Raw genomic sequence first — 14665 nt, forward strand, 5'->3', positions numbered from 1 at the left:
AAGAAATTTTCAATTAGATTTTCTTGTCTCCTTTCGCATTTCCCCGCCGTAATAACTTTTTTCCGTCACATTCTAAGCGGTATTACTTGAATAATACTGATAGATAGGTGACTCTCTTTAGGGATATCCACGACCTGTGACCATACCAAGGCAGACCGCATATGAACGATACTGGCCAAAAGAACCTAAATGGCAAGAGCTCCGTCGGCAAAAAAGCCACCGATGAAGTGGGGATTTCGCCGAAAAGCCTCATTTACAGGGCCCGGCGCGTCTTCCTGTCGGGGCTGCTTTATGCGGTGCTTTTGAGTGCCTGTATCAATTTGCTACAACTGACCGTACCGCTCTACATGTTGCAGGTTCATGACCGCGTCCTGAACAGCCGCAGTCTCGACACGCTGACCATGCTGACGATTCTCGCTGTCGGCGCGATGATCGTTTTCGGCGTTCTGGAGTTCATCCGGGCGCTATCATTTCAGGCCATGGGCACCGCGCTGGTGCGCCGTCTCAACCTGGCCGTGTTGACCGCCGCCGTTCAGGCCTCGGTCGATCAGGGGCTGCCGAAAGCGACGCAGACCCTGCGCGACCTGACCGAATTACGCGGCTTTCTGACCTCACCCGCCATCAATGCGCCACTTGATGCGGCATGGTCGCCGATCTTTCTCGGCGTATTGTTTCTGCTGCATCCGATGCTCGGTGTTATCGGCGTCATTGCGGTCGTCATTCTGGTCGCCTGCGGCCTGTTGACCGACCTCCTGACCCGCAATCTCATTCAGGAGGCCAATCAGGCCAATATCGAAGCGGTGACGAAAATCGGCAGCAGCCTGCGCCATGCCGAAGTCATCGAAGCCATGGGCATGCTGCCTGCCCTCGCCCGTCGCTGGCGCACCGTGCAGATGCAGGCGCTCGAGGTTCTCGACCTTGGCGGCACCCGCGTCAAAGCCCTGTCGTCTATTGCGCGCACGGCGCGTTTCATCATCCAGATTGCATCGCTCGGCATCGGCACGCTGCTTGCCATGCAGCAGGAAATCTCGCCCGGCGCGATGATCGCGACCAGTATCATCATCGGTCGCCTGCTGATGCCATTCGACCGCATCGTGGAGAACTGGCGTCAATGGGTCAGCGCGATAGCGAGCTGGAAGCGTGTTCAGTCTCTGCTGTCCGAAAACCTTGCCGTACGCCAGACCATGCCAACCCCGCGCCCTAATGGCGATCTGGTTATCGACAAGCTGATTTATGCTGCTCCCGGCGTGGAAGTTCCGATCATCAAGGGCATTTCCTTCTCGATTTCGCCCGGTGAAGTGCTCGGCGTTGTCGGCCCCTCGGCGGCAGGTAAATCCACGCTTGCGCGCCTGTTGATCGGCATCGTCAAGCCCACCTCCGGCGGCGTCTTCCTCGACGGCAACAATGTCTATCTCTGGGAGCGCGGCTCGTTCGGTGAAATCGCCGGTTACCTGCCGCAGTCGGTCTCTCTGCTCGATGGGACTATCAAGGACAACATTGCGCGCATGGGCGACAGCGATCCGCACCGGGTGCTGGAAGCGGCGCGCCTTGCCGACGTGCACGAAATGATCGGGCGCATGCCGCTCGGTTACGATACCCCGGTCGGCGACGGACGACTGACGCTTTCGGGCGGCCAGCGCCAGCGCATCGGCCTTGCGCGCTGCCTCTATAATCGCCCGCGCTTGATCGTGCTCGACGAACCCAATTCCAATCTCGATGCCATCGGCGAACGGGCCCTGATGCGCGCCATCGAACACGCACGCGACGATGGCGCCATCGTCATCATGATCGCGCATCGACCGACTATCATGCAGGTTGCCGACAAGCTGCTGGTGCTTGAAAACGGCCGTATCACGCAATTCGGTCCGCGCACCGACGTTGTGGCGTCGCTGACACCCGGCAATAATAATCCGCAGGCAGGAGCCGTGAACTCATGACCGGAAAATCCGTCATTCCCCGCCGCGTTTCGAATTTGCTCGCGCCGCGTGCAGAATCATCCGACCACAAGGCGCTCACCCGCTTCGGCAGCGTCAAACCAGAATGGGCCTATGATCTGGAGCGCGAAGACAACCAGTCTCCGCTGCGCCGCCTGATCATCGCCGGGCTGGCCACCATCGGTGTTGCCTTTGGCGGCTTCTTCGCCTGGGCCTATTCCGCCGAACTTGGCAGTGCCGCCGTTGCCAATGGAACCGTCATCGTCGATTCGAAGCGCAAGACCATCAGCCATCTGGAAGGCGGCATCCTCGACCGGCTGCTGGTTCAGGAAGGCGATCTGGTCAAGGTCGGCCAACCGCTTCTCCGTCTCGATGCCACCAAGGCGCGCTCGCAACTGCAATCACTTGAAAGCCGCCGGATCGGTCTGATCGCCAAACTGGCTCGTCTGAGAGCGGAACAGGCTGGCGAACACCAAATCACCTTCCCGGATAAATTCGAGGAAGGCGGCGAGAATGCAAAAAATGCCATTCGCGCCGAGCAGATCTTCTTCGAGAAGCGACAGACGCAAAAGCGAAGCAAGATCGACATTCAGCAGAAAACCATCGAGCAATATACCGAGCAGGCCAAGGCCTCGACGGCACAGATCGCTGCGACCGACCGCCAAATCGCGTTGATCGAAGAGCAGCGTAAGGCAATCGCCAGCCTTGTCGAGAAAGGCTTTGCTCAGAAGTCCAAACTGACCGAAATCGAAACCCGGCTAAGCCAGCTTGCGGGTGATCGCGGCGAATATACCGGCGACAAGGCCAAGGCCGAGCAGGCCAAGGCGGGTGCAGAATTCGCCCTGTCCGGCATTGAAAGCGACCTCCAATCGGAAATCGCCGGTGAGATCACCACCAGTCAGGTCGAGCTTTCCGACGCGGAAGAACAGATCATCGCTGCGAAGGACGTGATGCGCCGCGTTGAGGTGCTTGCTCCACAGGAAGGCATCATCGCCAATATTCGCCTGCGCACACCGGGTGGTGTCATCTCCCCCGCAGAAGCGATCATGGATATCGTTCCTGAAAACGAGCCGCTTGTGGTGGAAATGAAAGTCAGCCCCAACGATATCGACAGTGTTGCAGTTGGGTCGAATGCGCAAATCAAGCTGACCGCCTATAATCAGCGCTCAATGGCGCCTTTCGACGGCAAGCTGACCTATATCGCTGCCGACCAGACCATCGATGACAAGACCAACACGGCCTATTTCGTAGCCCGTGCCGAAATCAATCCGGATTCGCTTGCCGCCAATCCAACGGCCCGTATGTATCCGGGCATGCCTGCGGAAGTCATCATCGTGCATAAGGAACGTCGCGCGATCGACTATATCGTTTCGCCGATCACCGACAGCCTAAACCGCGCCTTCCGCGAAGATTAGAATCTGGTCGCTCGAAGTTTCGAGCGCCCTGCAAGCAAGATGTTCCAGAATGGAATTGCCTGGGTTTCTTCCCTGACTGAATCTGGTTCGGGGGAGATTCAGGCTTGGATTTCCATTCGCCGAAGAACGGCGTTTCGCAGTATTCCCTAAAGAAAGATCAGTTTTTCGCACTTTTGAGGCGCCGCGCATTAAAAACGATGCGCGGCGTCATCGCTTTGAAAAATAGGCCTTTTCTTGACAATTCCGTGACGTTTCAAATTTTGAAGCAATTTGCGTTTAAATATAATCCAAATATAAATTATTATTGATACAAAAGTAATTTCAAAAGAAGCTCACTAAATCGGAATATAAATTTTTCGTAATAAATTGTTACACGCTATTCTTATAATTATACCATTTTCCAATGTTGTATTTATCTAAGATACGTATCAGACTACTACGAGCATAATGGTCGGAGCATTCCGGCTTGTGAAACCCAACGGAACACAAGGAGAAGCAGATGGCCACTCTAGAAGGCGGCGCCTACGACGACGTGTTGTTCGGCTCCCGCTTTGACGATTTCATCCGTGCCCATGGCGGTGATGATCTCGTCTTCGGAGGGGATGGCAATGACACCATCTTCGGTGGGAATGGCAGTGACATTCTTTTCGGCGGTACAGGCAATGACGTCCTGTTCGGCGAGAATGGCAATGACATTCTTTACGGCAATGAAGGAAACGACATCCTGAGCGGCGGCAATGGCAGCGACGTGCTGTTTGGCGGCAATGGAGATGACATTCTCCAGGGCGGCAACGGCAATGACCTGCTCTATGGCGGCGCTCACAACGATATCCTGTATGGCGGCAACGGTAACGACATCCTTGATGGCGGCGCCGGTGACGACATCCTTATCGGTGGTAACGGGAGCGATACGTTCCTCTTCAATGGTGGCGGCGGAAACGACGTCATTCTCGACTTCAATCCTGGCGAGGACATCCTTCAGATTCAGAAGGGCATCAATGGCCTCGACATTTCGTCCGCGGACGATCTTGCCGATCGCGTCACGCAGGTTGGCGGCAATGTCGTTGTCGATCTCGGCAATGGCGACACCGTTACCCTCGTGAACACCAGTGCCGACGACGTACAGTCGCATCCCGACCAGTACTTCACTGTTCACTGATTGAACCAATAATGGCGTGCCCGGCAGCCTCCCGCCGGGCACGTTTTTGATTTTGAAGCGTATTCCGAAAAGTGACTGCCAGTTTTCGGATCAGAATGCGGGCTCTTTGTTGATTTTCCTGCATCCGACAAGAATGAAAGGGTATTCGCATTGAACTTCGACCATTCGGCGGAAATTGCAAGCGGCACCGGAGCAAGCGATATCGGAACGCGCGATATCAGGGAAAGCAAGCCCGACAATCTCTCCATCTGCCGTCTTTGCGCCGACGTTGCTGTGATCGCCTGGGATATTCCAAGCCCGGCACGCCAGTCGACCAAATGCGCGCTTGAAATGCCTGTCCAGCCGGTACCGCTGCTGAGCGTCGGCATTCCGCTGGAAAGTGGCGGCACACGCATGTTCTGGGCCATGCGCACCGGCACCGAACCTGTTGAATTTGCGCTTTCTGCGGGCTCCCTCGGCCCCACGGTTCAGTCCATTCTCTATCCGGCCAATGAGCTTGCATCCTTTGATAGCGAACGCATGCTGTCAGACCTGACCTTGCCGGGGCATATCAAGCTGCTTTCGACCATTTTGACCACATGGCGCAGCGCTTTCCGCCTGTCGCGCAATCAGACTTTTGCAGCGCTTGTTCGCGACATCACGCTGGCGCTGACACCTGAGCCGCGCGAAATCCAGAACTGCGGCCAGCCGGTTGCCGGGCATCATCTGCTGGAGACTGCTGTCGATCCGATGCTGGGCGAAATTTCAGCCATCTATGGCGTCAGCAATGGAAGCGTCATCGTTATCCCTCCGCGCTTCACGGTCGGCCAGCAGTCGCACAAGGCGTGGCAGCCCTGCCATCTTCTGGTTGAATCTCCTCAAGCCCTGCCCTCATCGTTCCTGTTCGTGCTGACCGGACAGAAGGGCGTTGCGATCCGTAAATTATCCGATGGCCCGTCAGAGCCAATGGATTTCGGCAAATGGTGGACCAAATGGCAGGGCAATGCCGATCTGCGCGAATTTCTGGTCAGCCAACTTGCCAAACTCGGCCCAAGCGGCCCGGCTGTAGCCATCGACCTGCAAAGCCGTTCGCCTCTTCCTGTGCGCCAGATCACACAATCCGCAAGCCATAACCCGGCGGCGGAAATCGACCTTGCACTTGCACTGGATAACGGGCTGATCGTCGGTGGCTGGTATCACGATCCGTCGAAGATGTTGGGCGATATCGAATATCTGCCTGCCAATGGCAGTGCAATTTCGCTGAAAGCCCATTTTCACAAATTCCCCGGCAAGATCGCCAAGCGCGAAGATGCGCCACAGGCCGATGTGACGGGATTTGTCGCGTGGCTGCCTGCGGCCAAGAACCTTGGCCCGCTTCTGCAACCGCGTTTCCAGATGCGGCTCACATCCGGCGCAACCGCGCCATTGGTCCCTGCCGCACAGCCATTCGAACCGGCAGAACAGCGCAAGCGCATCTTGCGCGCCGTGCCGCCGCAGCACGCACGCCCGAAAGTGTTTGAGACCATTCTCGCTCCCGCGCTGACCGAAGTGGAAAAGAAGCTGGGCGCGACCGTGCGCATTGCGGAAACCAAGGATTTCGGCACCACGCCCGCCAATCCGGTCGCGTCGATCGTCATCCCGCTTTATCGCAATCTCGATTTCCTGCGCTTCCAGTTTTCATCACTGGCAACCGATCCCTGGATCGTCGCCAATGCAGAACTCATTTTCGTTCTCGATTCGCCGGAAATACACGACGATACCGAGCATATGCTGGGCGGCCTGCATATCTTGCATGACCTGCCGTTCCGCCTTGTCATCATGAACCGCAATGGCGGTTATGCCCGCGCCTGCAATGCGGGGGCGAGCGTTGCAACAGGTACGGCCATTGTGATGCTGAACTCCGACGTCGTGCCGGAAAAGCACGGTTGGCTGCAAGAATTGCTGCAACCGCTCTTCGACAATAAGCGGCTCGGCGCTATCGGCCCTCGACTTCTGTTTGAAGACGGCTCGCTCCAGCACGCAGGCCTCTATTTTGCCCGTGATCGCCACGGCGTCTGGCTCAACCATCATTACTATAAGGGCATGCCCGGCAGCTATGCGCCTGCCCTTGTCGGACGTGATGTTCCCGGCGTTACAGGCGCCTGCCTGATAACGCGCAAGGATATCTTCGATCTCGTCGGCGGTTATACTGAAGACTATGTGATCGGTGACTATGAAGACAGTGATCTCTGCCTGAAAATCCGCCAGCTTGGCTTTCAGGTTTACTACGACCCTGCCGTCGCGCTGTATCATTTCGAGCGCCGCTCGATCCGCCGCAGCGCTGATTATATGCGCGGCCTTGCCAGCCAATATAATTCCTGGATGCACACCCAGCGCTGGGATGAAGACATCACCGACCTGATGGCTCCGCCAGAGGATGAGGCGCAGACCGCGCCATCGTCCAATGTGATTGTAGCCAAATATGAAAGGAGCGTCGCTTGACCGACGTGGTAGCGCTGAAACAGTCTGAAACTAAACTTCCGATTCCCGAAGAACAGATCGGCTGGCTGACACGCGCCGTCTTGAAGAACCGCTTCCTGCCCTCACCCGACCCCAACAGCGTGTTTGTGGGCGACGGCGATTTCCGGGCTGTGGGAGCGGAGTTTCTAGGCCATTTCATCCGCAAAGGCGGCCTCAAGCCCGATGCGCGCGTTCTCGATATCGGATCAGGCATCGGACGCATGGCCGTACCGCTGACGCAATATCTCGACCCTGCAAAGGGTCGTTATGCAGGCATCGACCCGGTGGCGGGTGGCACGAACTGGTGCCGTCAGCACATCAGCGCGCTTTATCCGAACTTCCAGTTTCAGCACATCGATATAGCCCATGCGCTCTACAATCCGCGTGGCGCTGTCGACGGGCATCACCTCGTTCTGCCGTTTCCGGACAAGAGTGTTGACTTTGTCATCATGACGTCGGTGGTGACGCATCTCGCCGCTGACGAAGTCAAAGTCTATCTGCGGGAAATTGCCCGTGTGCTGGCGCCGGGCGGCAAACTGTTCATGACGGCTTTTGTCGTCGATGATATTGCCGCGCGTGACCGCCATGGCAAACGAGATCCGCGTCTCAGTTTCGAACGCAGCGGTGCAGGCCCGTGCTGGTACGTGCCGGAGCTTCCACCACTCGCGGCAGTCGGCTTTGAGAATGGCTTTCTCGATCGCGCCCTGGCGGGCGTCGGCCTGACGCTGGAACTGAAGTCATTCGGCCACTGGCGCGGGATCGCATCCGACCACTATCAGGATCTGTTCATTGCGACACGTGGAGGCGCTGCCTGATGGCCCAACGCGTGCTCGTCGCTGCCCATAATCACCCCTCGCTGCATCCCGGCGGGACGGAAATATTCGCGCATGACCTGTTCCGCGCCTATCAACGCGCGGGTTGCGAGGCGTTGTTCCTCGGAGCCACTAACAAGGTTCACCGTCAGGAACGCCCGGGAACGAGCTTTCAGAGCATCGGCAATGGCGGCGATGAAATCCTGCTCTGGTCTGGTCATTTCGACCGTTTCAACATGAGCCAGGTCGATCTCTACGGTATCGTGCCGGACATTGTGGAACTGCTGAAGGATTTCCGCCCGGATGTGGTGCATCTTCACCACCTGCTGCTGCTCGGTGCGGAATTTCCGCATATTGTCCGCCGCACATTGCCGGATTGCCGTATCGTTCTGACATTGCACGACTATTACCCGATCTGTCACCATGACGGGCTGATGGTGCGCACGACCGGCAAGGAACTTTGCTACGGCGCCAGCCCGGATCGCTGCCATGCCTGTTTCAAGGACATAGCGCTCGACAAATTCGTGCTGCGTGAGCGCCACATCAAGTCATTGCTGAGCGCGGTTGACGCCTTCGTGTCTCCAAGCGAATTCCTGAAACAGCGTTATGTTGACTGGGGTCTGTCGGAAGAACTGATCAGCGTCATTCCAAACGGTCAGCCGGAACGCCCTGCCATCGACACCCCACGTCGCGAAAGAACCAAGCCTGTGTTCGGTTATTTCGGCAATCTGAACCCGTGGAAGGGCGCGACTGTTCTGCTCCGGGCAGCGCAGCAGCTGATCAACGAGGGCTTCGACTTCGAATTGCGCGTGCATGGCGCGGCCCCCTTTCAAAGCGAAAGCTTTGTCAGCGAAATCGACCAGCTTTTCTCTGAAACCGCCCCTTTCGTGCAACGGCGTGGCGCTTATCGGCGTGAAGATATCGCGCAACTGATCCGCACTGTCGATTGCGCCATCATGCCATCGATCTGGTGGGAAAATGCGCCCCTCGTCATTCAAGAAGCACAGGGACAGGATTGCCCAGTCATCTGCTCCAATATCGGCGGCATGGCTGAAATGATTACGGACGGCGTAAACGGCCTGACCGTTCCGCCCAATGATCCGCAGGCGCTGGCGGAAGCCATGCGCCGCATGGCGGAAAACCCGGAGCTGCGTCAGTCACTCAGCGACAATGCGCGCCATCCGGACACCATCGACACGACGGCTTCGCACTATCTCGATCTGATCGGGACATTGCGTACGGCCCGTGTCGAGGCAGCATAAGAGGTAGATCATGAACATCGCGACCAAAGTTCCAACCGAAGGGGCAGCAAAACCGGCAGCAGCACAGGCTGCATCCGCCGCACCTCAGAGGACCGAAGCCATGAAAGGACGCGTTGACGCCATCGAGGAAGGCCGCCTTTACGGCTGGGCGTTCGATCCCGGAGCGCCCACGGAACGGCTTTTGATCCGCGTTCTGCTCGATGACAAGCCCATCGCGGAAGCACCGGCGGACAAGGAACGTCCCGACCTGAAGCGCAACGGCATTGGCGATGGATTGCATGCTTTCGAAGTGATGCTGCCGCAATTCGCCGCCGCTCGCGCCGGTGAACTTGTTGTCGTCGCAGCCAATGCGGCAGGCAATGAGCAGAAACTGCGTGTGCCGAAACCCGACGAACAGGCCGCTGAAGCGCTGATTGCTGCGCCGATGACGCGCATTCTCGACAAGCTCGACATGTTGATGGCCGCGCAACGCCAGTTGCAGGTCAACCAGCGTTCGCTGCAACGTGTGGCTCCGGTACTTGATAGTTCAGGCAATGCCGCACCTGCCGAAATGGCGGACATAACCGCATCCGTGGATGGCTTGCGCACCGATCTGCATCAGCGCATGACAGAACTCGACGTGCATATCATGCGCATGGACGGTGTGGTCGCCGGACTTGAAAAGCGCATGGACGACGTGCGCAAACGGGCCGGTGGCGACGTGAAAATGTTGTTCATGCTCATGTACGTTATGGCCGGTTTCGTTGCAGGCGCAATTCTGACGCTTTTCATGATGCGCTGAGGGGAAACCCATGACGCAAGACGAAAGACCCGCCACGCAGCAACCGGCAGCAAAACCTGCCCGGCTATCGGAACGCCCGCCCATGATGATGGAAGGCGAGATGGTCGTCGGCTGCGTGATCGAGGAAACGCTTTTGCTTGTGCTCGGCATCGGCAATGCGAGCGGCGATCAGGTTACGGCCTTTCTGAATGGCGATCCGGCGCTTAGCGTCAAGGTGAACCTCGTTACCTGGCCGCTGAAAGAACCATCTCCCGCCGGCACCCATGGCTTCGTGGCCATTGTGCCAACGGGTATTTTGCGCCGCGGCATCCTCAAGACGGTGATGTTCCAGCACAAGGCCAAGGTGGCGCGCTATAATTTCGCATCGCGCGCTGCGCCCGTCGCCGATTTTGTCGCCATGATCGGCGATCTTGCCGGGCCAAGCCTGCCAACGGTCATCGACGAACTGGTGGAAGGGCTGATTTCCGGTCCTATCGGACGCAAGAAGCTTGCCGCAATCACCGTTCTTTTGCAGGTGGGTGCGCGCTCCGATGGCTGTATCGAGCTGATTGGCGGCAGTGACGAAGGCGAAATCTTCGTTCAGGGCTGGGCGCAGGATCTGACGCCCGCCGTCACGCGACTTCTCATCAGCGGTAAAAACTCTTCGCTGGCAGAATGTTCGATCAGCGTTTTCGCACGCCCTGATCTCAACGATCAGGCGTCGGGTTTTGCCGGTTTGCTGCTTGCCAATGAGCCGGTTGAACCGAACGATATCGAACGCCTGTTATTTCGCGGGCGACGCGGCTGGCGCTTCACGGAAGTCTATGATCGCAGGCTGCTGGCCGGATCGCGTGAGACGCCGGGGCATATTCGTGCCATCCTGCCGCGCGTGCGCAGCTCGACGGATATCCTGCTGCGGTTGCGCTCTGCGGCCAATCGTTTCGACGGAGGCGAGACCGTCTCTGGCCTGCCCTTCCCGGTGCGACTTGGCATCGACAATGTGTTTCGCGTCGAGGGCAGCGGCATTCTGGTTTCTGGCTGGCTGCTCGATCCCGACAGCCATGTGGAAAGCGTCAAGCTGCGCCGCCATCGCGGCGAGATACAGGTCGACGGCACATGGACCCGCTATGACCGGCCGGATGTCACCCACGAGTTCGACAACCAGCCGCCCTTCAATGCCGGTCTCGACCCCAATCGTCATGCGCATGGTTTTGTGGCCTTTGCGCCCGAGCTTGCAGGTGACAGCACGTCACCGTTTTATATCGAACTTGCCATCAGCGATGGACGCCGCGCCTTTCATCCGTTGACGCCGACCCGTGTGACATCACGCGATGCGATTGTCCGGCAGATACGCGCAACCGACCCCAATGCCTGGGCGCTGCGCCACATTGTCGATCAACAGCTTGTTCCCCTGCTGAGCGGCGTCAGCCGTCCGGCCCCGGAAGTGTTCGGTGTGGTCGATCTTGGCCCGTTTGAAGATGCGGTAAACCACGCCGCCAATCTGGCGATCATTATCGGCGTCGATGAACGTGTGGAAGAGATCGAGCCTCTGCTGGCCCTGCTTGCACTCGATCCAGAAACCCGCATCGCGCCTATTGTCGTGGCGGCGGCAACGGAAATCATCGACCGTATCGGGGTGCAGGTTCGAAGGCTCGCCGACTTCTATCGTCTGCGTATCCGGCTCGTCTCGGCAAGCGGTTCGGAAGACCTTTACGATGCGCTGGAAGTTGGTGCGCGCGCCGTCACGACTGACAAGGTGGTCTTTCTGGCAGGCTCGCTTTTGCCGCGACGTGCCGGATGGCTGAACAAGCTCGTCACGGCCTACGACGCACATCACGACTGCGTTTTGTCTCCAACGCTCGTTTACGAAGACGATTCCATACGCTGGGCCGGAACCTGGGTTGCCGGGCCGCAATCAGATCGAGCCCTCATTAGCCGCTATGCCGGTTATCCAATGGATTCGGTTTCCGGCATGTCACTCACAGAAGTCGCCACGGCGACCTTCGAATGCTGCATCCTGCCGCGTGATGCACTGTTTTCGGTTGGCGGATTCACACGCGGCTATCTTGGCACGCATGAAAAAGGCCTCGATCTCGGCTTGAAACTGAAACAGTCCGGCTTGCGCTCCTATTGGCTGCCATCGGCGCAGATGCTCGGCTCCGACGATGTGTCAATCACCGACAGAGCATCAACCATCGCATTGATCGAGCGGATCGACCGTCAGGTCTTTGATGCACGCTGGTCGAATATTCTTGCTGGAAGGCGCAGCGCACAGATTGAGGAACCCGCATGAGCGACAAACTCCGCGTTCTGGTCATCTCGCACGCCCACCCGTCGATCTCGCTGGGCGGGGGTGAAATCGCATCCTATAACCTGCACAAGGGGCTAAACGCCATTCCCGGCGTGCAGTCGGTCTATCTGGCCCGCGCCGGACACCCGATACCGCGCCACGGCACCACGGCATTGATGAGCATGCGCCGCGCCAGCGACGAAATCCTGTTTCACGCCGACGAATATGACCACTTCTACCTGTCGAACAAGAACACGGACGAAATCCGTCGCGATCTTCTGCGTTTCGTGCGCGATTTCGATCCAGATATCGTGCATTTCCATCATGTGATGGGCCTCGGATTGGAAACGCTTTATGCAATCCGCGAAACCTTGCCTGATCGCATCATTCTGGTCACGTTCCACGAATTCCTGTCGATCTGCAACAATGACGGCCAGATGGTGAAAGCCGGAACCTCGAAGCTTTGCAACGAGGCCTCACCCATTGATTGCCACGCCTGCTTTCCGCAGGTTCCGCCAGCGCGTTTCCTCAAGCGTGAGCGCTTTGTGCGTGGGATGTTGGAGCTGGCCGATGCCTTCATCTCGCCGAGCCAGTTTCTGGCGAACCGCTATCACGAATGGGGGCTGAGCCCCGACAAGATGGCTGTCATCGAGAACGGCATCGCCATCCGCGAGGTTACGCCGCCGCGCGAACTGACCGGCCCGAACCCGCGCCGCAGCCGCTTTGCCTTTTTCGGCCAGATTAATCCGTTCAAGGGCATCGACGTACTCGTTGACGCGGTATCGCGTGTGCCGGAACAGGTGTGGGGTGAAGATTCCCGCCTGATGATTTTCGGCGGCAATCTGGAAAAGCAGCCACCTGCCTTTCAGGAGCGGATGCAGAAGCTGATCGAGGAAGCCGTTCCCCGCGTGCGTTTTTATGGCGCTTATCAGAATACGGAAATGCCGCGTCTCATGCAGTCGGTCGACTGGGTGGTGATGCCGTCGATCTGGTGGGAAAACTCGCCAATCGTCATCCAGGAAGCCTTGCATCACCGCCGCCCGGTCATCTGCTCCAATATTGGCGGCATGGCCGAGAAAATCCGCGATGGTGAAGACGGGCTGCATTTCCGCGTTCGCAGCGCCGAGGATCTAGCAGACCGTTTCACCGAGGTTCTAAGCGAGCCTAGCATCTGGGATCGACTTCACAATTCCATCCGTCGTCCTGTACACTATGTTGATTGCGCCAAAGAGCATCTCGACCTTTACAACCGATTGCGCGAGGCAAAGCCTCGCAAACCGAAGCCGGCAGTGAGTGAAACTGTCCTCTCTCAGGCAAGCTGAGCCTGGCTTGCTTGAACTTAAACCAAAGGAAAACCGAATGGCCCGTGCCCCCCGCGCCCTCGTGATGATTCCCGCTGGAGAAGTGTATGACCACGACAATGTGCGCTGGTATCGTCACACCGACGTGCAGGGTAGCATCAATCACTATCACAATATCGGCGATGCTTTCGTGTTCGAGTCGTCACTCAAGCTGATGAACTATGAAAAGGCGTCCGAGCTGCCCATAACCGCTTATTCGCCCGAAAAGATCGACCAGCTGCGCGAGGATTATGACTATGTCATTCTGCGCGGCTCGAACTATGTGAACAAGGACATGAACTGGCGCGAGAGCATTGCCGTCTTGCAATGCTTGAAGCTGCCGGTCATCGCCTTTGGCATCGGCGCACAGGCCCCTTCCAAGGGTGCGCTGGAACTTTCAGAAGAAACCAAGGCCGTGCTGCGCATCATCGCGGATTCGACCGTCTCCATTGGCGTGCGCGGTGCATATACGGCGCAGGTGCTGAACGATATTGGCATTCGCAATGTGCGCATCATCGGCTGCCCCACGGCCTTTCGCCGCAACAACCAGCATTTGCGCATCAAGCTGCCGCCGCTCGACAGCGTAGAGAAGGTTGGCGTCACGGTACGCCGTGAGGTTTCACCTGCCTATGCACAGGACATTGAGCAATATCTCACCCGTCACCGCGACCTCATCAAGACAATGGCACGGCGCTTCGACGTCACGCTGATGGCGCAAGGCGAGATTGATGAGAAAAAGATGGTGTTCGGCACGCCCGAACAGAAGGAAGAGGCCATCGCCGCTCTGAAGGCGCATCGCTGGACCGCCGATTGGTACTTCGACGAAGAAATCGAAAATCTCTACCGGAACAAGATGTTCTATTCCGATGTTGTGGCCGATTATGAGAACCTCGTACGCCAGCAACAGCTGGTGCTCGGTTATCGCCTGCACGGCAATCTGATGGCGCTCGCCAATGGCGTGCCGTCGATCTATTTCACTTATGACAGCCGCACGGCCGAATTTGCCGAGACCTACAAAATTCCAAGCTATGACGTTTTCAGCGACAAGCCGTTCCGTCTGGAAGATTACTGGGATCAGTCGCTGTTCGACAAATACAACCGCGCATGGTTCGAAACCTATGCGGAGATGAAGCAGTTCCTCGACGAAAACGGTATCGACAACAAGATGACGGATACCGGCCTGCCAGTGGAAACGCTCAAAGTCGCCTGATCCTT

Annotated in this window: 10 protein-coding genes; all 10 read left to right on the top strand. The window is 57.6% G+C overall.

Annotated elements, in window-relative coordinates; all coding sequences use genetic code 11:
- Positions 1-161 precede the first annotated feature (161 nt).
- The 10 genes from ACTJKP_RS16180 to ACTJKP_RS16225 all read left to right on the top strand — a co-directional run bounded on the left by ACTJKP_RS16180 (position 162) and on the right by ACTJKP_RS16225 (position 14660).
- The gene (locus ACTJKP_RS16180; protein ID WP_440631380.1) at positions 162-1937 is read left to right on the top strand and encodes a type I secretion system permease/ATPase; all 1776 of its coding nucleotides are present in this window, start codon (positions 162-164) and stop codon (positions 1935-1937) included.
- Positions 1934-3349 carry an HlyD family type I secretion periplasmic adaptor subunit gene (locus tag ACTJKP_RS16185; RefSeq protein WP_078337046.1) on the top strand — a complete coding sequence of 472 codons (1416 nt, stop codon included), beginning with the start codon at positions 1934-1936 and terminating at the stop codon, positions 3347-3349. The genes ACTJKP_RS16180 and ACTJKP_RS16185 overlap by 4 nt, the downstream gene beginning before the upstream one ends.
- A 499-nt stretch (positions 3350-3848) precedes the next feature.
- Positions 3849-4508 carry a calcium-binding protein gene (locus ACTJKP_RS16190; protein WP_440631381.1) on the top strand — a complete coding sequence of 220 codons (660 nt, stop codon included), beginning with the start codon at positions 3849-3851 and terminating at the stop codon, positions 4506-4508.
- Between the two features lie 150 nt (positions 4509-4658).
- On the top strand, positions 4659-6968 hold the full coding sequence (locus ACTJKP_RS16195) for a glycosyltransferase family 2 protein (RefSeq protein ID WP_440631382.1): 2310 nt from the start codon (positions 4659-4661) through the stop codon (positions 6966-6968).
- Positions 6965-7801 carry a class I SAM-dependent methyltransferase gene (locus tag ACTJKP_RS16200; protein WP_440631383.1) on the top strand — a complete coding sequence of 279 codons (837 nt, stop codon included), beginning with the start codon at positions 6965-6967 and terminating at the stop codon, positions 7799-7801. The genes ACTJKP_RS16195 and ACTJKP_RS16200 overlap by 4 nt, the downstream gene beginning before the upstream one ends.
- Positions 7801-9060, top strand: coding sequence for a glycosyltransferase family 4 protein (locus ACTJKP_RS16205; RefSeq protein ID WP_440631385.1), 1260 nt, complete (start codon positions 7801-7803; stop codon positions 9058-9060). The genes ACTJKP_RS16200 and ACTJKP_RS16205 overlap by 1 nt, the downstream gene beginning before the upstream one ends.
- 10 nt (positions 9061-9070) lie before the next feature.
- A complete protein-coding gene (locus ACTJKP_RS16210) occupies positions 9071-9841 on the top strand; it encodes a hypothetical protein (protein ID WP_078337051.1) in 771 nt (256 codons plus the stop codon).
- A 10-nt stretch (positions 9842-9851) separates the two neighbouring features.
- Positions 9852-12113 carry a glycosyltransferase family 2 protein gene (locus ACTJKP_RS16215; RefSeq protein ID WP_440631386.1) on the top strand — a complete coding sequence of 754 codons (2262 nt, stop codon included), beginning with the start codon at positions 9852-9854 and terminating at the stop codon, positions 12111-12113.
- Complete coding sequence (locus ACTJKP_RS16220) at positions 12110-13432, top strand: glycosyltransferase family 4 protein (protein WP_440631387.1); 1323 nt, start codon at positions 12110-12112, stop codon at positions 13430-13432. Before ACTJKP_RS16215 ends, ACTJKP_RS16220 begins: the two co-directional genes overlap by 4 nt.
- Positions 13433-13469: 37 nt before the next feature.
- Complete coding sequence (locus ACTJKP_RS16225; RefSeq protein WP_440631388.1) at positions 13470-14660, top strand: polysaccharide pyruvyl transferase family protein; 1191 nt, start codon at positions 13470-13472, stop codon at positions 14658-14660.
- The last annotated feature ends 5 nt before the right edge of the window (positions 14661-14665 follow it).

Origin of the sequence: Brucella sp. 22210 (genome assembly GCF_052045675.1) — a bacterium.
Taxonomy (GTDB): Bacteria; Pseudomonadota; Alphaproteobacteria; order Rhizobiales; family Rhizobiaceae; genus Brucella.

Excerpts from the sequence above, each read along its gene's own strand:
- ACTJKP_RS16210 (WP_078337051.1), top strand. The coding sequence starts at position 9,071 with ATGAACATCGCGACCAAAGTTCCAACCGAAGGGGCAGCAAAACCGGCA.
- ACTJKP_RS16225 (WP_440631388.1), top strand. The coding sequence starts at position 13,470 with ATGGCCCGTGCCCCCCGCGCCCTCGTGATGATTCCCGCTGGAGAAGTG.
- ACTJKP_RS16215 (WP_440631386.1), top strand. The coding sequence starts at position 9,852 with ATGACGCAAGACGAAAGACCCGCCACGCAGCAACCGGCAGCAAAACCT.
- ACTJKP_RS16205 (WP_440631385.1), top strand. The coding sequence starts at position 7,801 with ATGGCCCAACGCGTGCTCGTCGCTGCCCATAATCACCCCTCGCTGCAT.
- ACTJKP_RS16220 (WP_440631387.1), top strand. The coding sequence starts at position 12,110 with ATGAGCGACAAACTCCGCGTTCTGGTCATCTCGCACGCCCACCCGTCG.
- ACTJKP_RS16185 (WP_078337046.1), top strand. The coding sequence starts at position 1,934 with ATGACCGGAAAATCCGTCATTCCCCGCCGCGTTTCGAATTTGCTCGCG.
- ACTJKP_RS16190 (WP_440631381.1), top strand. The coding sequence starts at position 3,849 with ATGGCCACTCTAGAAGGCGGCGCCTACGACGACGTGTTGTTCGGCTCC.
- ACTJKP_RS16180 (WP_440631380.1), top strand. The coding sequence starts at position 162 with ATGAACGATACTGGCCAAAAGAACCTAAATGGCAAGAGCTCCGTCGGC.